14 protein-coding genes are annotated in these 18166 nt (G+C 53.4%); 8 read left to right on the forward strand and 6 right to left on the reverse strand.

Features of this window, described 5'->3' with window-relative positions:
* Position 1 precedes the first annotated feature (1 nt).
* The 3 genes from EU556_RS01595 to EU556_RS01605 form a co-directional block, all read right to left on the reverse strand.
* Positions 2-3382: a TonB-dependent receptor gene (locus tag EU556_RS01595; protein ID WP_210116198.1), complete on the reverse strand. Its 3381-nt coding sequence runs from the start codon at positions 3380-3382 to the stop codon at positions 2-4.
* Positions 3383-3611: 229 nt separating this feature from the next.
* Positions 3612-4658 carry a FecR family protein gene (locus tag EU556_RS01600; RefSeq protein WP_167855406.1) on the reverse strand — a complete coding sequence of 349 codons (1047 nt, stop codon included), beginning with the start codon at positions 4656-4658 and terminating at the stop codon, positions 3612-3614.
* A gap of 140 nt (positions 4659-4798) precedes the next feature.
* Positions 4799-5398 carry an RNA polymerase sigma-70 factor gene (locus tag EU556_RS01605; RefSeq protein ID WP_135430351.1) on the reverse strand — a complete coding sequence of 200 codons (600 nt, stop codon included), beginning with the start codon at positions 5396-5398 and terminating at the stop codon, positions 4799-4801.
* 497 nt (positions 5399-5895) lie between these two features.
* Here EU556_RS01605 and EU556_RS01610 point away from each other — a divergent pair, with 497 nt between their 5' ends.
* The 8 genes from EU556_RS01610 to EU556_RS01645 all read left to right on the forward strand — a co-directional run bounded on the left by EU556_RS01610 (position 5896) and on the right by EU556_RS01645 (position 15597).
* Positions 5896-8589 (forward strand): glycoside hydrolase family 3 C-terminal domain-containing protein, encoded by a 2694-nt coding sequence (locus tag EU556_RS01610; RefSeq protein ID WP_135430352.1) that lies wholly within the window; start codon positions 5896-5898, stop codon positions 8587-8589.
* Between the two features lie 535 nt (positions 8590-9124).
* Positions 9125-9682 (forward strand): CsgE family curli-type amyloid fiber assembly protein, encoded by a 558-nt coding sequence (locus EU556_RS01615; protein WP_210116199.1) that lies wholly within the window; start codon positions 9125-9127, stop codon positions 9680-9682.
* A gap of 38 nt (positions 9683-9720) precedes the next feature.
* Positions 9721-10143, forward strand: a complete 423-nt coding sequence (locus tag EU556_RS01620; RefSeq protein ID WP_135430356.1) for a curli production assembly/transport component CsgF — start codon at positions 9721-9723, stop codon at positions 10141-10143.
* A gap of 68 nt (positions 10144-10211) precedes the next feature.
* Positions 10212-11621, forward strand: a complete 1410-nt coding sequence (locus EU556_RS01625) for a CsgG/HfaB family protein (RefSeq protein WP_135430358.1) — start codon at positions 10212-10214, stop codon at positions 11619-11621.
* 206 nt (positions 11622-11827) lie between these two features.
* Positions 11828-12631 (forward strand): hypothetical protein, encoded by an 804-nt coding sequence (locus tag EU556_RS01630; protein WP_135430360.1) that lies wholly within the window; start codon positions 11828-11830, stop codon positions 12629-12631.
* A 128-nt stretch (positions 12632-12759) separates the two neighbouring features.
* Entirely contained in the window at positions 12760-13350 is a 591-nt protein-coding gene (locus tag EU556_RS01635) for a hypothetical protein (protein WP_135430362.1), read from the forward strand.
* A 203-nt stretch (positions 13351-13553) separates the two neighbouring features.
* Positions 13554-13916: a curli-like amyloid fiber formation chaperone CsgH gene (gene csgH / locus EU556_RS01640; RefSeq protein WP_262709624.1), complete on the forward strand. Its 363-nt coding sequence runs from the start codon at positions 13554-13556 to the stop codon at positions 13914-13916.
* Between the two features lie 262 nt (positions 13917-14178).
* Entirely contained in the window at positions 14179-15597 is a 1419-nt protein-coding gene (locus EU556_RS01645) for a carboxypeptidase-like regulatory domain-containing protein (RefSeq protein ID WP_167855408.1), read from the forward strand.
* Positions 15598-15720: 123 nt separating this feature from the next.
* Here the strand turns inward: EU556_RS01645 and EU556_RS01650 are convergent, their stop codons facing one another.
* From EU556_RS01650 to EU556_RS01655, 3 genes are all read right to left on the reverse strand, one after another.
* Positions 15721-16146, reverse strand: coding sequence for a putative signal transducing protein (locus EU556_RS01650; RefSeq protein WP_167855409.1), 426 nt, complete (start codon positions 16144-16146; stop codon positions 15721-15723).
* Positions 16147-16250: 104 nt separating this feature from the next.
* Positions 16251-16397 carry an MFS transporter small subunit gene (locus tag EU556_RS25940; RefSeq protein WP_167855410.1) on the reverse strand — a complete coding sequence of 49 codons (147 nt, stop codon included), beginning with the start codon at positions 16395-16397 and terminating at the stop codon, positions 16251-16253.
* 27 nt (positions 16398-16424) lie between these two features.
* On the reverse strand, positions 16425-17828 hold the full coding sequence (locus tag EU556_RS01655) for an L-lactate MFS transporter (RefSeq protein WP_167855411.1): 1404 nt from the start codon (positions 17826-17828) through the stop codon (positions 16425-16427).
* Between the last annotated feature and the right edge of the window lie 338 nt (positions 17829-18166).

An 18166-nucleotide genomic window follows, 5' to 3' on the forward strand; every position in this document is an offset into this window, starting at 1 on the left:
ATTAGAACTGCACGTTGAAGCCTAGGCGGTAGGTGCGCGCCTGCGGATAGTTGCCGTAATCGACGCCGTAGGCCAGGGGGTTGTTGTAAAAGGCCGCCGTAGAAATTTCGGGGTCGTAGCCGGTGTACTTGGTGAGGGTAAACACGTTGTCAACCGAGGCAAACACGCGGGCGCCCTTCACCTGAATCCTGCTCAAGAAAGCTTGGGGTAAGGTGTAGCCCAGTTCCATGTTGCGGGCACGCAGGTAGCTGGCATCTTCCACGTAGCGGCTGCTTAGGCGGTCGTTGCCGTTCGTGTCGGTCGAGGTGACGCGGGGCTGGTTGCTGTTGGGGTTGCTGGGCGTCCAGCGGTCCATGCGGCTTGCGTAGAAATTGCTCCACACCCCCACAAAGTCAGCCGACTTGTTCAGGTTGAAAGCTGCGCCATTCAGGGCTTCTGCACCTTGCACACCGTACAGCAACACCTTGAAATCAAAGCCCGAGTAGTTGAGGTTCAGCGAGGCGCCGTAGCTAAAGTCGGGGGTGGCGCTACCGAGGTAGGTGTTGTCGGCCGCTGTAATTGCGCCGTCGCCATTGGTATCCTGATACCGCACGTCGCCGGGTACAGCGCCCGGCTGCACTAGTGTTCCGGCAGCATTTTTATAGGCATCAATCTCGGCCTGATTGTGGAATATTCCATCTGCCTGCAGACCGTAGAAATAGGCTATTTCGCGGCCTACGCCAGTGCGAGTGGTATTACCGATTTGCGTAAGCACGTTACCACTAGAAATGGGGTTGCCGCCCCCTAAACTGGTAACTTCATTGTTGATTTTCGTGAAATTCAGGCCTACGTTGTACTGGAGCTTACCCACTGCATTGCGGTAGTTCAGAGCCAGTTCTAGGCCTCGGTTGCGCAGGGCGCCTACATTGGCGCTGGCAGGGGCTTGGCCCACGTAGTCGGGTACCGGCAGCAGGGCAATCATGTCGCGGGTGCGCCGCTCATAATAGTCAGCCGTAAAGCTCAGCTTGCTGTTAAACAGCTCGGCGTCGATGCCCACGTCGGTGGTCACGGCCGTTTCCCACTTCAGATCCGGATTATTGATCTGGCTGATGGCCAGACCCGGAGCCGCTACTCCGTTGAAGGAGTACGTCTGGTTGTTAGCTGCTACGGAGGCGTAGCCGTAGTTAGGGGCCGCGTTCTGATTGCCCACCTGGCCGTAGCTAGCCCGCAGCTTCAATGCCGATAGGTAGCTAGCATTTTTGAGGAAGTTCTCATTAGAGATATTCCAGGCTGCGCCCACTGACGGGAACGTGCCCGTCCGTACCGGTCCGAGGAACTTCGACGTCTGGTCGAAGCGTAGCGTGCCCGTGATTAAGTACCGGTCGCGGAAGTTATAGTTGGCCCTGCCAAAATAAGATATGAGACCTCCGTCGTACTGGGAGCTACGCACCACATTGCCAGTACTGCGCGAGGCCGAAGCGTATTGCAGGGAAGCATCGGCCGGCACATTAAAGGCCGTGATGGAAATGCCGTTGCCATATCCGCGTTGCGCTTCCTGGCCTAGGGTGGCCGAAAAGGAACTGTTGTCGGAGAAGGTTTTATTGTAGTTAGCGTAGTTCGACCATACCCACGAAACGTTTTCAGCGCGCGTTTCGATGAGCGCACTCTGGGCCCGCTGGTCTACCGGCCCGATGTAGTACTGTGGCTGGTATACTTTGGGGTGGTTATTGAAGTAATTGATGCCAAATGTGGAGCGGAATGAGAGGCCCTTCAGCAACTCAATGTCAAGGTAGCTGCTGCTAAACAGGTTATTGTTCTGGGTCTTATTGTACTTCTGCTCATCGAGGTAGCGCGGCACGTTCAGCGCGTTACGCGTGATAACGTCCTCGTTATAGGTTCCGTTGGGGCCAAATGGATTGAGGACCGGGTTTGTTTGCAGGGCGTATTGCAGTACTAGGTAGGGCTGTGAGCCGCCTTGTCCGTCGCCGGCGCCCGTTTGGTTGTTGTTGGTAAACGTGGCTGCCACCCCTGCCTTAATGTGCTTGGTGAGCACCACGTCGTCGTTAACGCGAATCACGTACTTCTTGAAGCCCGAGTTCTTGATAATGCCGTCTTGCTGGAAGTAGCTGCCGCTTATTAGGTAGCGGTTTTGCTCAGTGCCACCTGAGGCCGACAGGCTATAGTTGGTGATGAGGCCTCGCTGCGTTACCAGATCTTGGTAGTCAATTCCTTTGGCGTTGGTAGCAATAGCCTCTTGCAACTGCGGAGCGTAGTCAGGCAGTGGCTTGTTGGCATTGGTGAAAGCCTCCGTTACGAGTGTGGCGTACTGAGCGGCGGTGGTCAGGGGTAGCGTGCGCCGAATTTCCTGAAAGCCAGTGTAGCCGGATAGGTTGAACTGTGTCTTGCCGGCCTTACCATGTTTGGTGGTGATAAGCACCACGCCGTTTGCGCCGCGCGAGCCGTAGATGGCCGTGGCGGAAGCATCCTTCAAAATCTCCGTCGATTCAATATCGGCGGGCAGCAGAAAGCCAATGTCGCTGGTCTGAATACCGTCTACCACATACAGCGGGTCGCTGTTGTTAATGGTGCCCACGCCCCGTACCCGGATGCGAGTGCCAGAACCCGGCTGCCCACTGTTTGATGTTACTTCTACACCCGCCACCCGGCCCTGCAACGACTGCACCGGATCGGAAGTGGCTACCTGCGTCAGTTGTGCGCCACTCACGGAGGCCACCGAACCGGTCAGGTCACTTTTGCGGGCTGTGCCGTAGCCGATAACCACTACCTCGTTTAGAGCCTGAGAGTCCTCAGCCAGCGTGATGTTCAGACTGCTGGCAGCCCCAGTCACAGGTATCTCTTGGCGGGTAAAGCCTACAAAGCTAACAACCAGGACGCTGTTTTCCGGCACTTGGAGGCTAAAGCTACCATCGGCGCCAGTGGTAGTGCCGATGGTGGTATTCTTCACTACCACCGTTACACCTGGTAGGCCGTTTCCCTTTGCATCAACAATCTTACCCGAGACCGGTACATCGGCTAGTTCTAAAACGTTTGCAGTGGGAACGATTGCGGAAGATGACTTGGATGGTACCCGTAGCAATACCCGGTCATTGCTTACTTCATATTGAATTTTCAGCGGCGACAACACCTCATCAAGGACTGTGGAAAGCGGCTGCTCCTGAGCTTGCAGTGATACTTTGCGTTCGGCTCCAATGAGTTGCTGGCTGTACACAAAACGAACATTAGCTTGCTTCGCAATGCGGTTCAATACCTCTTTAATGGTCTGCGCATCAGCCTGTAGCGTGATTTTGCGCTCCAACACCGTTTGGGCTACGGTGGGCTGCGCTACGGCAGCCGGGGGCGCTGCAACATGAGCTGTGGCAAGGCCAGCCGGGAAGCAAAGCATAGCCGCCTGCAGCGTTAGAACCTTCGTAGTTCTGGGAGGAGGAAAGTGTACCAGCTTTTTCATGGGATTTGGCTGAACGATTGTGTTGGTTGTGGGAAGGGGATGAGTTAGGGCAAAGCAGCCCCAGGTGTTGCAGGAATAAGTGGGAGAGGGGATTGCAGAGCGGGCAGGAGTAGCTTAGCAGAGGGAAGCAGCTTAGCCACCGCTAGTGGGAGCGGCGCCGACTGGCCTAGCTTTGTGGGGAAAGCTGACAGCCGGTGCTATGAATAGTGATTTGCGTTTCGGAAAGGGTGTAGTAAGCGCCCAGTGACTTGCACAAGAGGCCTAGCTTCTCAAATAGGGGCTCATCATAAAAAGCAATGCTGACGGTACAACCTGAGAGCTTGGCTTTGTCGTAGGCTATGGTTACGCCATAGGCTTTCTCCAGCGCCGTGAGTACCTCGGCTACTGGCCGTTCTTCAAACTCGAAAGACTGGGGTGCCAGCATTACGGGCTTATCCACCAGCTCTTTGCGTAAGTGGTGCTTAGCTACAGAGTACACTACCTGCTGATTAGGCAGCAACACTACGCCATGGGTAGCGGGCTTAGCCGGAGTAGCATCTAGCTGCGCCCGGTCGCTGGCCTGCACCGATACTTTGCCTTCTCGCACGGCCACCGATGCTTCTTTACTGCCTGCGTAAGCCTTTACTCGGAAGCTGGTGCCTAGCACCGTGGTAACCACCTGCTTAGTAAACACCAAAAATGGGCGGGCAGGGTTTTTACTCACCTGAAAGAAGGCCTCGCCCTCCAAGTACACCTCGCGTTTGGGGCCGGCTAGGCCAGTTGCGTAGCGCAGGCTGCTACCGGGGTGCAGCGTAATCTTGCTGCCATCGGGAAGGCGGAAGGCTTGTTCCAGGGCTGTTGTGTTACTGCGGCGCGTCCAGCCGTTGGCGGTGGCGTGGCTAAGCTGCCGCGTGTTTTGAAACTGGCGCAACAACGGGTACAATAGGCCTAGGCCTATCGCAAACAGCAACAGCGCTGCCCACTGCAGCTGCGGACGCTGCCAGAAGCCGGCCGGGTGCTGCACCACAATAGGTGCCGGCGCTTCAGTTTGCTTCTTGGCCTGAATGCGCTGCCAAATAGCATCTTCCACCGCCTCCTGATTGAGGCTGCGTAATGCTTTGCCCTCCGTCTCTTCTAAACGGTTATACCACTGTTCTACTGCAATTACTTCTTCAGGCGTGCACTGCCCATCCAGATAGCGTTGGAGTAAAAGTTGAAATTGAGCTTCGGTCACGTTCACGGAGAGTTAGGCGGGCATCTATCTAACAAGTCACCCAACTTGCCCCAACCCCTAAACTCCTAAGCTGCTTTTTTTAAAATAAGACGAAACACACGAATAAAATGGTAGGTAAAATATTGATTACTAGTGTGTAACTATTTAAGTAAAAAGAGCAGCGGTAGAACGCTTATCAGGAAGTCTCGCAAGTAACGCCGCAATAGTTTGAGCGATTTGGTGAGGTGATACTCCACCGTTTTCTCCGACAGGTTTACGCGCACAGATATTTCTGAAACACTGTAGTGCTCTAGGCGGCTGAGTTGGAATACCTCCCGTGATTTCTCTGGCAAGCCCTGCACGCCGGCCAGCAGGGCGGCCGTCAGGTCGTTTAGCGCGAGGGTATCTTCGGTTTCCGTGTGTTGGTCTGCACCACTTACCTGCAGATACAATTGGTAGCCGGTCCGCAGCTTCTGCGTTTTGATGTAGTTAATGATGCGGTACTTAATAGCCGAAAACAGGTAGTGATCTAGCTGCTCAATGTGCGCTGTGGCCCGCCGCGTCCAGAGGTTCTCGAATAGATCCTGTACCAGTTCCTCCGCTGCTTCCCGACTTTTCAACTTCTGGTAGGCCACCGTAAACAGCCGGAAACTGTAGCGCTTATAAACTTCCGCAAAGGCACCCTCGTCGCCCGCTCGTAAAGCGTCGAGCAGGGCGCCCTCCGGGTAAGAAGCGTACAGGCGGACGAAAGATGAATTCACTGAATAAAGAAATAAAGGCTAAGCTCGTCGGCGAATATACAGTTTAGGCTCAGTGAATTAGCAAACTATGCCTAGCCACCAACTACTCGCTAGGCCACGGTTTACAGCCGATTATAACCAATGAAGACAATAGTTCAGGTCAATTTTCAGCCTTGGATTTTATAGAGCGAAAGCAGAATTGCTAATGACTTGATGGCTGCTGGCTGCCGTTTATCGGGCGATTTACAACGTTTTTTCGCTGTGCTTTCTGTCGAGCTTGCTTAAAGGCGCGTCCCAATTTTGGCTTTCTGAATGGGTCAAGCAGCAGGATGCTAAGCATCCTCTAAAAAAGACTATCTAAATCGATTGCATAGTTTATTTCTGGCCATCCTAAGCCAAGAAGACAAGCATCCTTGCATGTCAACCCTACTTTAGCGCCGACCTTGATACCGTTCCTTTTCCGGCAGTGCATCCCGCTGACCGTGGTTAGGTACTGAAAACTCACTTGTTGTTTACGGATGAAAAACCCACTCATCATGGTGTGGCTGGCGGCTCTTACGGGTGGCATTCCCACCCAAAGCTCTCAGCAAACCACTCCCGCCACCACGCAGCTGGTCCCGGTACCCGTAGCCGATCTGCCCTTCCGCAACCCCGATCTGCCCATCGATCAGCGGGTCGATGACTTGGTAGGCCGCCTGACCCTGGCGGAGAAAGTGTCGCAGATGCTAAATGCTTCGCCCGCCATCGACCGGCTGGAAATACCGGCCTACAATTGGTGGAACGAGGCCCTGCACGGCGTGGCGCGCACCAGCATGAAAACCACGGTGTTTCCGCAGGCCATAGGCCTAGCAGCCACCTTCGACCAGGATGCCATGCTGCGGATGGCCACTATCACCTCCGATGAGGCGCGGGCGGTGCACCAAGAATACGTGCGGCGCGGGGAGCGGGGCATTTACCAGGGCCTCACGTTCTGGACGCCCAACATCAACATCTTTCGCGACCCGCGCTGGGGCCGCGGGCAGGAAACCTACGGCGAAGATCCTTACTTAACGGGTCAACTAGGCTCGGCACTGGTGAAAGGCTTCCAGGGCGACGACCCCAAATACCTCAAGATTACGGCCTGCGCCAAGCACTTTGCCGTGCACAGCGGCCCCGAGCCCTCCCGCCACGAGTTCAACGCCCAAATCAGCGACTACGACCTCTGGGATACCTACCTGCCCGCCTTCCGCGACCTGATTGTGGATGCCAAAGTAGCTGGCGTAATGTGCGCCTACAACGCCTATGCCGGGCAGCCCTGCTGCGGCAGCGATAAGCTCATGAACGAAATCCTCTATGACAAGTGGAAGTTCAAGGGCTACGTGACCTCCGACTGCGACGGCCTGAATGACTTCTGGCAGCACCACAAAACCGACCCTGACGCCGCCACTGCCGCCGCCAACGCCGTGCTACACGGCACCGACCTGGAGTGCGCTACTGGCAAGCTCTTCACCTACAACTCCCTGCTGGAATCGGTGCAGAAGGGGCTGATTACGGAAAAGCAGCTTGATACCTCGGTGAAGCGACTCTACAAGATTCGCTTTCAGCTGGGCATGTTCGACCCCGTGGAGCGCGTGAAGTACGCCCAAATTCCGATGAGCGTGGTGGAAAGCGCCCCCCACCAAGCCCACGCCCTCAAAATGGCGCAGGAGTCGATGGTGCTGCTCAAGAATGAAGGCAACACGCTGCCTTTGCGCAAAGACCTAAAGAAGATTGCCGTTCTCGGGCCCAACGCCGACAACGAAAGCGTGCAGCTGGGCAACTATAACGGCTTTCCTACCCGCAACGTGAAGCCCCTGATGGGCATTCGGGAGAAAGTGGGCCCGAATACCCAGGTAACGTACATTCAGGGCGTCGACTACGCCAGCAACATCGTCTACGAGGCCTTCGACCTCAACAAGAACCTGACCTACGAAGGCAAGCCGGGCTTCCGGGCTGAGTACTTCCGGGGCACCAACCTAGAAGGCAAGCCCGTAGCTACTGTGCAAGAGAGTGGCCTAGACCGGTACCTGGCCAATACCAAGCAGGAAATTGTGCCGGGGCTGCCATCGGAGAATGTGTCGGCGCGCTACCTGAGCACGTTTACACCGGAGAAGACGGAGGAAATGGCCTTCCAGATTACCGGCGACGACGGCTACCGCCTGTTTATCAACAATGAGCTGGTGCTGGACAACTGGAGCGGTCGGGGCGTGTCTACCCGGCAGCACATCATGAAAGTAGAGGCTGGTAAGAAGCTGGCTATTAAGATTGAATATTTCCAGGCGGTAAGCCGCACCATCCTAAAATTTACCGGGGCCCACGTGGTACCCATGAACGCCCAGAACATTCTAGGCCAGGTGAAAGATGCCGACGCCATTGTGTTCGTGGGTGGTATTTCGCCACGCTTGGAGGGCGAGGAAATGAAGGTAAACGTGGAAGGCTTCAGCGGCGGCGACCGGACCAGCATTGCCCTACCCAAAGTACAGACCGAGTTGATGCAGGTGCTGCACTCCACGGGCAAGCCCGTAGTGTTTGTAATGATGACCGGCAGCGCCATTGGGTGCCAGTGGGAGGCCGCTAACCTGCCCGCCATTGTGAACAGCTGGTACGGGGGCCAAGCCGCCGGTACGGCCATTGCCGATGTGCTCTTCGGGGACTACAACCCCGCCGGTCGCCTACCCGTGACGTTCTACAAATCAGAAAGCCAGCTGCCTCCCTTTGATAATTACGACATGGCCGGCCGCACCTACCGCTACTTCAAGGATACTCCGCTCTACCCCTTCGGCCACGGCCTGAGCTATTCGACCTTTAAGTACAGTAACCTCAAAGCTCCTTCTAAAGCCAAAACCGGTCAGCCCGTGCAAGTAAGCGTAGATGTACAGAACACTAGCCAGCGTCCCGGCGACGAGGTAGTGCAGCTCTACGTGCGTCACCCCGATGCTAAAGGCCGGGTAGCATTACACGCCCTGGAAGGTTTCCGCCGCGTGCCCCTGCAAGCCGGAGAGAAGAAAACCATACAGTTCACTCTTACGCCCCGGCAACTATCACAGTTGAGCGCCCAGACCCAGCGCGCGGAAGAAGCTGGTACGGTGCAGCTCTTCGCCGGTGGTGGGCAGCCCCTCACAGAGGCAGTAAGCAAAGGCAATGTGTTAAAAACCAATGTTAAGCTTCAGGGCAAACGGGTAATTATTGACTAAACGGTAAGGGCAATTAAGCAGCTAGGCCTACTGTAATCCTTCGCTCACCTTGATGAGCAGGATTGCAGTAGGCCTAGCTGTTGAATGCAATTGTAGTAATGTGGAAGATGAATGCTGAATTCTGGAGCCCAACTCAACCGTTTCTATCAGCTGCATTAAAACATCAAAATACGCCTTGTGGTACTCCGGTGAAGCAGTTAGGTACCAGATCAAATTCAGTGAGCCAAGCTCTTTGGAAATAATAGCATACAATAAGCCATTATGGGAATAATACAGTAATCCCTGTATTATACAAAATATGACTATTTTAAGTAAAATTTCTACTAATCCTTGTATTATTCGATCAAACAATTACATTTATGCATCTATTTAATCCTATTAGTGAAAGCCCATTTCTAATTCTATGCTCAAAAACTTTACCCATCGTCAGTCATACTAACTGGCTCCTGTTTTGTCTACTATGGCAGCCAAATGGTATACACTCACTACGGAAAAGACCAGTGCTACGGCTACCGGCTGGATACTAAGTGTACGCATGCTACTTTGCCTAGGCAGCTTTATGCTGCTGGTTCAGTCGGCGATGGCTCAAGGGCAACGGCGCATTCCAGTTCGCGAAAACCAGCAGGAGCAACAAAAACAGCAGCAGGCACCCGTTCGGGAATCAAAAGCTGCGCCTTTACCAGCTAAAAAGTTGGAGGAAGCACTCCGTCTGCTCTTACAAGCCACCTCTGATTCGGCACAGGCACCTCGGCAGCAGCGGGCCATGGAGATAGATGGGCTAATTGTAGATCAGACTATCAGCAAAGTGGGCCACGACTTCTACGATCTGTTCTACACACAGTTCGAAGCACCAACTGGCACAGATGAGTATGTAGTGACCTTGGTGGAAAAGCCTAGTCGTGGCACTGCCACACTAATTACTGTTAGTGTCAACGAAAACGACCTGCTGGAAATGCCCTTGCAGCCTAAAGCCGATTACATAGAAGCAGCCGTGGCCGATGCTATTGGCGTCGTGCTGGCCTACCTACAGGAAGCCAGCAGTGTAAGCCGGCAACTAGAGAAAGGAGCTAAACAGCCTCTCGAAATATTCTGACCTCTACCAACCTCACCCACCCTTAATACCCAGTGCGTATGAAGTTTTTTTCTCTCTTAGTAGGGCTAGGCCTATTGCTTACGGGGCATAGTGCACTGGCTCAAGATTTCGTGTACGAACCCAAAAACCCCAGCTTTGGTGGAGGGAACACTTTTAATTACTCTTGGCTGCTGAGCTCGGCTACTTCTCAGGATACGAACAAGGACCCTAACGCCTCGCAGGCGCGCGCCGCCACTGATCCACTAACTGATTTCGCGGCGGGGCTAAACCGCCAGATTCTAAGCCAACTCACCGACCGTTTTATCTCTGACCAGTTTGGGAAGGGAGCAGTGCGTGCCGGCAACTACACGGTAGGCGGCTACCAAATTCAAGTGACGCCGGGTAATTCAGGGGTCGTTATTCAAATCAGTGACCCTGCCACAGGCAACCAGACTACTGTTACTATTCCTTCTATTCCTTAGGCCTCTCAGCATTGTAGTTGGCAGGCCTCATTGCAGTGACTTAATACTAGTACTTATTCCCTTCATACATGAAATTGATTTCTACCTACTTAGGTGGGATGGTAGGCCTGTGGCTTACCGGTTGCAGCCCTTATTTCCATCAACCCTTCTCTACAGAGCGGGCCCGGCTGGGAGCAGAAGTAAACGGTAACCAGGAAATGCGAAACCTACCGGCGGCCAAACTTCGCACGGTAGTAGCCGTTTATAAATTCCGCGACCAAACTGGTCAATACAAGCCTCAAACAAACGGTTCCAGCTTTTCTACCGCTATTACTCAGGGTACTACTACCATTCTGCTCCGTGCGCTGGAGGAGTCGGGCTGGTTTGACCCTATTGAGCGTGAAAATCTAGGCAACTTGCTCAATGAGCGCAAGATTATCCGCTCTACCCGCGCTGAATTTACAGAACAGACCGGGGTGAAACAGCCAGTTTTGCCCCCCTTGCTGTTTGCTGGTACCATGCTGGAAGGAGGTATTATCTCCTATGATGCCAACATGCTTACTGGTGGGGCTGGCTTGCGCTATTTCGGGGCTGGGGCCTCAGGGCAGTACCGCCAAGATCGAGTTACGGTATATCTGCGGGCTATTAGTACCAGTAATGGCCGCATTCTTAAGACGGTATATACATCTAAAACCATCCTCTCCCAGCAAGTAGACGCTAGCTTATTTCGGTTCGTGAACTTTAAGCGGTTGCTCGAAACGGAGACCGGCTTCACTTATAATGAGCCCAGCGAAATGGCTGTGAAGGAAGCTATTGAGAAGGCCGTACAAGCTCTGATTTATGAAGGGATGTTGGATGGCTTGTGGCTACCCAAAGACTCTACAGAGCTTAAAGGCTCAAAAATGCTACAATACGTTCAGGAGCGGGAGTATGGCAAGCATTATGATGTATTAGGGCGCCAAGTAATGCAGCGCCAGGCTGCACTAGGGCTCACGCTTACTGCCGGAGCCCAGCGGTATGCAGGTGACTATGCTTCGCCGCAAACTAGGCCTGTAATACACGGTATGCTTAGCTACCAGCTGCCCGGCGGCCGCTGGAGCCCATTTATAGCTGGCGGGCAGGGTAGATTATCCACTGAACGGTTCTTTAACCAGCGATTTTATTACGCTGAAGCAGGTATCCAGACACGGTTGCTCCCAACCGACCGGTTTACTCCGTATCTGATGGCTGCGGCAGGCGCTACTATACGGGCCTCAGGTCAGGTACCGTCCCGGGCAGACCAGCCCAGAATCGTTCCGCACGTTACAATAGGGGCGGGACTAGAATACCAAGTAAATGCCCGAGTGAGCGTAACAGGTGGCCTAGATGGTCGCTTGTTTCTACGCGATGACATTGATGGGGCCAACGTCGGCCGTTACAACGATAATACCGCAGCAGTTAGAATTGGGCTGGTATATCAGATTCATACCAAGATGCGCTCAGCATCAGTGAGCAAATAATGGCGGCCTTGTAATAGTACGCTAAAGTGCCATTTCTATATAATTGTCTTATTTGAATAAATATTTTAAATAAAAAGTTATAGCATTACTTGAATAATAACTTTTATAATATATATTTGTACTGTTCTTCCGGCTAGGACAAATATTACCGATTAAAGTTCTGTGCTTTCCGTCCAACCCATCCATCTTTTAACATTTTCCTTATTATGAAAAAAGTACACTTGTTAGTAGCAGCAATGTTGGTTGCTGGTGTTGCTAATGCACAAAGCGGTACCCGTCAAGCGTTCCGGTCCGTAAACGATTGCATTGGTTGCGGCACCGTTGACATCTCTCCTCGCTCTGCTACCCAGTCCAATCCTAATCCTAACTATACCCCCCCAACCTCTACGCAAATCGACAACTGCTCTGAAGTAGTTCAAGGCGGTGCAGGTGTCATTGCGGGTGATAACAACGTAGCAGTTGTTGATCAGACGGGGACCAAGAATATTGCTAAGCTGACCCAGGTTGAGGGTAACCGCAACTATGGTTTGCAAGTGCAGGCTGGCACCGATAACCGTGCCCAAGCCAACATTTATGGCAGCAACAACACCACGCTACAACTGCAGCGTGGTACTGGTAACCGCGCTGGTATTAACGTAGACCAGGTGAACGGAGCAGCCATACCGGGTGGCTCACAAAACGGCAATAACAACTGGGCTCAACAGCGTCAGCAAGGTGCTGGCACCAGCGATGGTAACAATAACATCGCCAACATCAACCAGTATGGCAACACCAACTTGGCTTCGCAAGACCAGATTGGCAACACCAACAGCGGCAACATTTTCCAGCACACCAACTTTAGCACTGCCGTACAGCAGCAGACGGGTAACGGAAACACCGCAGCAACCTATCAGGGCCGCGACAACGTAGGCGCTGGCAATATTCCAGCACTGGCTAGCGAGTCTTATCAGCGGAGCTCCATCCTGCAGGGCGGTAATAACAACTCTGCTCTGGTTACGCAGGACCACTAAGCAGCTCCGTTGCGTTGCCTAGCTTGAGGTAACTCTCATCCGGGTATCATCTTCCTGCCGGAGAAGATGGTACCCGGCTTTGGTAGTAGTCAGTAATTCATTGCGGATTTGTTCTGATCGGGATTGATATGAAATATATACTTACCCTTCTGCTAGCGGGAACCACAAGCCTGATAGCTAGCTCAGTTGCGTACTCTCAGCAGTTGGGGCGTAGCGAAGCAGCAACTGCCGAGCAACGCTTAGCGGAGGATGTTGGTGCTGATTGGCGAAACCTGCCGGCTCCACTGTTACAAAACATCCAAAACCTCTCCGAAATCGTCCAGAAGGGTAATAACAACAAAGCCAGCACCATCCAGAATAACCCGGGTAACGTGGCCAACCAGGCTTACATTATGCAGGTTGGCTTTTATAACGAGTCAGTAGTTACGCAAACGGGTAGCGGTAATAACACGCGCGTAACTCAAAATGGAAGTGATAACCAAGTGACTAGTACTGTACAAGGCAACAACAACACTACCCAGCTAAACCAATATGGAAGTGGCAACCAGATTGTGCGCGATGTAATGACCAATGGCGCCGATGTTACGCTAACTCAAACAGGTAACAATAATGCACTATTGCAGCGGGGAGCAGAAACTTTAGCTCCGCCTAAATACGAAATAGATATGCGGGGTAATGGTATCAAACTTACTATTGAACAAGGGCGCATAGGTCAGTAACTGCGCCTGCTCATCTAGTATGTAGTTGCCAACTATAGGTCAGCCTCTGTACGAGGTCTGGCCATGCTTGCTTTACAGCGAGTTGGTAGTGAAAATTGAATAATTTCTATAGGTTATTTTAAAAAGTAAATTTAAGTAATATTGCTATAGTAAGAAATAAGTGTATATTTATAATCAAAACAGTCATTGCTATAATCACATTTATGCAAACACTACTATTTATTCTCTGGAGCATCAGTATTGAGGTGCTTGCCCCTTGTAAAGCTTGGATAAATACAAAAAAAACTGATCAAGCAGTGGTAGTAACTGGGTACTGCCGTAGTATGATATCAGAAACTGCTGCTTATAGGTATGAGTTGTATTTGCTGCGCCGTGGTCCGGGTGGCCAATCAGCTAATAATCAGCAAGGACGATTCGAGTTAGGGCCTGGGCAAACCACCACTTTATCTGAAGTCCGGCTTAATTTCGATGAGCGCACCAGCGTTGTAGGCCAGTTACGCATTCTGGATGCTGCAGGCCACCTAGTTGCGCAAGACTCTATCCGGCACACAGCCACCCACCCGTAGCCTCTTGAGTGCTCTGCTGGCAGGCTAGCTAACCGGTAAGCAGACTACTATATCTACCAGTAGCCTAGCAGTAGCAGGTGCTGGTATTGCTCCACCCACTCCTCTTCCTCCTCTATCCCCACCCACCTCAATGTTGGTTGTCTATTTGCGCTTGGTCCGGCGCCTTACGTTTAGCAAAGGCCTTTACCTACTGCTTCTCCCAATATTACTCGTGTTGAGCGCTTGCGAAGATAATCCGGTTGAGCCAGTATATTACGGAACTGTGCAAGGGGTTGTACGCGATGCTCGTACCAACCAATTGCTACCTAGTGTATCCATTACCACCACTCCCGCCACTTCTTCGGTAGTCACTGATGGGCAAGGAGGGTTCGATCTAAGCAGCGTACCTACGGGCCGACTCACACTGGTAGCTAGCAAAGCCGATTATCAGCAGACAACCGTAGCCGTTACGGTAGACGAGAATAAAACCACTACCGTAACTATTCTGCTGGCCAGAAGCCCAAGCACCGCAGCACCAGCGGCACCCAATCGTCCCTCACCCGCCGATCAAGCGCAGGTGCCCGGGCCTAATGTTACCCTGGAGTGGCACCCCGTAAATGCCGTTCGATCGGATTCACTGAAGTACGATGTAGTGCTTTACGAGGGTAGCAATGGCAGCAGCCGGATGGTCCTCACCAACCGGCGCGATACTACTGTAACCGTAACGGGCCTACAGTACAATACCACGTATTTCTGGCAAGTAACAGTGCGCAATGCCAGCGGTGCCTCAACCCGCTCGAACCTCTGGAGCTTTAAGACCGGCAGCCTGCCCGATAACCGCTTTCTGTTTGCTCGCGAGGTGAATGGTAACACCGATATCTATTCTAGCAACGAGTCGGGCAGCTCGCTGCAGCGCCTTACCACGTCCGCGTTTATTGAAACGGCCCCGCAACTCAGCCCTAACCGCGACCGGATTGCTTATACTTCCAACGCTACAGGGCAGTTTCAGATCTACACCATGAACCGGGATGGGTCTGACGTACGCCAGATTACCTTATTGCCCGTTGATGGGTACTTCAATCAGGGCATCGGCTACCATTGGTCGCCGGATGGGGCACAACTAGTTTATAGCAGCTACGACAAGCTCTATCGCATCAACCGCGACGGTACTGGCCTGACATTACTGACTACGGCTCCCGCCGGTCGTCACTTCCGTGAGTGCGACTGGACGGCCCAGGGTAACCGCATTCTGGTGCAAACAGTGGGCATCAGTGTCTACGACTCAGAAATATACCTGCTAAACGCCGACGGCTCTGGTACTAGTCTTGCGGTAGGTAACCTGCCTGGGCGTCTCGATTCCCCATCTTTCAGCATTAATGGTCGCCGGATAATGTACACGCGCGATGTGGATGGCTTCAGTGACCTATTGGGTCGGCAGCTTAATGCCCACATCTTCACGCAAAACCTTGATGGTAGTGGCCTAGTAGATGTGTCAGCGGGGGTAAATAGCAGTACTAGTAGTTCGGGTAAGCCATTAGGTTTTAACGATGTAACTCCGCGCTATTCGCCCGATGGTGCCCGCATTCTCTTTGTGCAGGTTAATAACGTGCCAGGTTCCGTTCCGGATGTATACACCGTGGAGCTGGACGGCCGCAACCGCACCCGGCTTTTCCAGAACGCCTTTTTACCAGACTGGCGCTAGCCCGTAGATATTAGCTATGCATGCTTACTCTGGAGCCTTTTTCTATTTGCTACACCCTGCCTACAGCTAATAGCTTCGCTGGGGGCACCACCACAGTGCTGCCTCCTCTGCTGTCGCTGGCTATTACTTCAGTTCAAACTCGTGGCCGCAGTTGAAACAGTGGCATTGAGGCGCTTCGGGAGCCAGCAGCCACAGGCGCAGCTTAGTAAACAGGCTGTCTGTGGGCTGGGGCGTGTGGCGGCAAACTACGTCGTGGTGGTGGCAACGGGGACAGCGGGGCGCCGCGTCCTCTAGGCCATCTGGCTGCTCCGGTAGGGCGTGCATGGGTGAGTGCTGCGGCTGCAGCAGCTCCTGAGCCGCCAGTACATCCTGCTCACGCACGTACAAGCGCACCCCACCCGACACCGGCCCATACGGCCGGTGTTCATTGCTCAGAAAGCACGGAATATCTTCCGCATCCAGTTGGCTCTTGGCCAAATGGGCAGCAAAGGAGTCAGCAAATGTGCTAAGCAGCACCACGGCTGGTTCAGCGGGAAGGGCGGAGGTCATAAGAGGCAAGCCAAGGCTGAAGGGTACGCAAAGATGCACCACTACCCTAACAAAAGAAGCACCCAAATGGGTGCTTCTTTTAGTTGAGAATGTGTGGGTTGAGTTTACTGGAACAGGGCCAGAGCCTTGATAAACGTTTGGGCTACACCCCATACCAACGGAATGCCCACAAACAGCCAGGCAATGGCGAGGGAAGCGGTGGAGCTGGTTTCAGCGGGGGTAGGAGCAGGAGAGGTTGGTTGCGCACTCATGTTGAAGTCGGGTTAGAGGAGGTGGGATTAATGGCCACCGGGCTGGATGGTAACGGGGCCTTTCTCATTGTACTTCTCGTTCACGGCCGTTACAGCTAAGTTGGCCAGTAGGCCTATCACCAGCAGGCCGGCCATGGCGTAAAACACGCTCTGGTATGCGGCCGCCCCGGTAAAGCCCTCGGCCTTGCGGCTCTCGTGGAGGTAGTTTACAATAAGGGGGCCTAGCACGCCAGCCGTGCTCCAGGCCGTCAGGAGGCGCCCGTGAATAGCGCCTACTTGGTACTTGCCAAACAGATCAGACAGGTACGCCGGGATGGTGGCGAAACCGCCTCCGTACATGCTAATGATGACGCAGGCTACCAGCACAAACAGCGTAAGCTGCGCATTATGACCGAGGGTGGGCACCAGCGCGTACAGCAGAATACCGAGCCCGAAATAAATAGCATAGGTGACTTTGCGCCCCAGCTTATCCGACGCCGAGGACCAGAAGAAGCGGCCCAGCAAGTTGAACAAGCTTAGTAGGCCCACAAAGCCAGCCGCCGCCGCCACAGTTACGCCGCGACCAGCTCCCATGGCTTTATCCGAAAAGGTTTCCTGAATAAGAGGGGAGGCCGTTTCCAGCACCCCAATACCAGCCGTTACGTTGGTGAGTAGCACTACCCACAGCAGCCAAAACTGCGGAGTTTTGATGGCATTGTCGGCTGATACGTTGCCCGTAGTAATGAGGGCCGAGTGTTCTGTGCTAGGCACGTAGCCCGCCGGCGCCCAGTCATCGGCGGGCACCCGAATGGTCCAGACGCCAAACTGCATAAACAGGAAGTAGATAATACCCATCACAATAAAGGTGGGGGCCACGCCCTGCGGAGCTGAGTCTTTGAAGTGAGCCATGAGGGCTACTGCCAAGGGAGAGCCAATCATGGCGCCGCCCCCAAAGCCCATGATGGCCATGCCGGTAGCTACACCCTTGCGGTCAGGGAACCACTTAATCAGAGTGCTTACCGGGGATATGTAACCAATGCCCAGGCCGATACCGCCCACAAACCCATACCCGAAATACAGCAACGCTAAACTATGCAAATGTACCCCCAGCGAGCCAATCAGGAAGCCGCCCCCAAAGCATAAGGCTGAGGCCATCATGGCTTTGCGCGGTCCTACGCGCTCCAGCCACGTACCAAAAATGGCCGCCGACAGGCCTAGCAGTACAATGGCAATAGAGAAGATCCAGCCGATTTGAGCTGGGCTCCAGTCGCCGGCGGCGGGGTGGTCCACATCACCACTAAGCAAGGCCCCAAGCGGTTTTTTAAACACACTAAAGGCGTAGGCCTGTCCGATGGCCAGGTGAATAGCCAAGGCGGCGGGAGGCACCAGCCACCGGTTGTAGCCCGGCCCGGCAATAGTACGGCTGCGGTCTAGTAAAGAAGCATTTGCCATAAATGGAGGGGTGATGTGGGAAAGTAGGTAAAAGAACAGAGAGCCAAGTGGCCTACCGGAACAGTTTCCGGCTGTACGGATTGACAACCAGTAAGGTAGAATCTTACGGGAGCTTTTTTGCGCCCCGTCGGCTATTTTTTGCTAAGTAGCTATAGCTAGCGCCAAGCGCCTTAATGTGCCAAGCCCAAGCCCATGCTAAGCAGATACGGGCTCTACCTGAAAAGGGTGTATGTACATCCGTGTGCGTAGCACCAAAGCCATTCCTGCTGTTCTCTTAATTCTGCAGGCCAACTCTTTCCATCCGCTAAGGGCTTGCAGCACATGTATAGATGCGGAAG

This window comes from Hymenobacter fodinae, assembly GCF_004745825.1.
Taxonomy (GTDB): Bacteria; Bacteroidota; Bacteroidia; order Cytophagales; family Hymenobacteraceae; genus Hymenobacter; species Hymenobacter fodinae.

Excerpts from the sequence above, each read along its gene's own strand:
- EU556_RS01610 (WP_135430352.1), top strand. The coding sequence starts at position 5,896 with ATGAAAAACCCACTCATCATGGTGTGGCTGGCGGCTCTTACGGGTGGC.
- EU556_RS01595 (WP_210116198.1), bottom strand. The coding sequence starts at position 3,382 with ATGCTTTGCTTCCCGGCTGGCCTTGCCACAGCTCATGTTGCAGCGCCC.
- EU556_RS01635 (WP_135430362.1), top strand. The coding sequence starts at position 12,760 with ATGAAATATATACTTACCCTTCTGCTAGCGGGAACCACAAGCCTGATA.
- EU556_RS01620 (WP_135430356.1), top strand. The coding sequence starts at position 9,721 with ATGAAGTTTTTTTCTCTCTTAGTAGGGCTAGGCCTATTGCTTACGGGG.
- EU556_RS01655 (WP_167855411.1), bottom strand. The coding sequence starts at position 17,828 with ATGGCAAATGCTTCTTTACTAGACCGCAGCCGTACTATTGCCGGGCCG.
- EU556_RS01630 (WP_135430360.1), top strand. The coding sequence starts at position 11,828 with ATGAAAAAAGTACACTTGTTAGTAGCAGCAATGTTGGTTGCTGGTGTT.
- EU556_RS01625 (WP_135430358.1), top strand. The coding sequence starts at position 10,212 with ATGAAATTGATTTCTACCTACTTAGGTGGGATGGTAGGCCTGTGGCTT.
- csgH (WP_262709624.1), top strand. The coding sequence starts at position 13,554 with ATGCAAACACTACTATTTATTCTCTGGAGCATCAGTATTGAGGTGCTT.
- EU556_RS01650 (WP_167855409.1), bottom strand. The coding sequence starts at position 16,146 with ATGACCTCCGCCCTTCCCGCTGAACCAGCCGTGGTGCTGCTTAGCACA.
- EU556_RS25940 (WP_167855410.1), bottom strand. The coding sequence starts at position 16,397 with ATGAGTGCGCAACCAACCTCTCCTGCTCCTACCCCCGCTGAAACCAGC.
- EU556_RS01615 (WP_210116199.1), top strand. The coding sequence starts at position 9,125 with ATGCTACTTTGCCTAGGCAGCTTTATGCTGCTGGTTCAGTCGGCGATG.